Origin of the sequence: Flavobacterium odoriferum, assembly GCF_025499515.1 — a bacterium.
In the GTDB taxonomy this organism is placed as follows: Bacteria; Bacteroidota; Bacteroidia; order Flavobacteriales; family Flavobacteriaceae; genus Flavobacterium; species Flavobacterium odoriferum.
Map to the genome: position 1 here is coordinate 1 of NZ_JAMKFA010000059.1, position 329 is coordinate 329.

General features: G+C 42.6%; 1 protein-coding gene. It reads right to left on the minus strand.

What is annotated here, in order from left to right; genetic code table 11:
* Positions 1-139: 139 nt before the first annotated feature.
* Positions 140-329, minus strand: a 190-nt coding sequence (locus tag M9Q43_RS14100) for a jacalin-like lectin (RefSeq protein ID WP_262319500.1), incomplete at its 5' end; no start/stop codon positions are given.

Consider the following 329-nt stretch of genomic DNA (forward strand, 5'->3'; position numbering starts at 1 on the left):
GTGGCTTATTTAACTTAACACAAACTTGAAAACACAAACAAACACTTTATTCCATGATTGATGACCAGCAGAACGACTCCAAATCCATACATGCAGTACGTTAGGGCGTGAGGCTAGAGCTATAGCAGCTCCAACTCCATCAGTAGTTGTGGCTACAGTTGCAATCACCACCGTCTTCCTTGTTAACGTATAATCCAATGGAAACTAGGTAGGTGTGAGCAGTTCCAAAGATTCCAGCAATACGTTCATTTTTTTCTAATGGCATTGGAGATTTAAATGCTTCACCAACGTCCCTAGTTCCATATGGTCCGTGACCACGTGGACGCAAA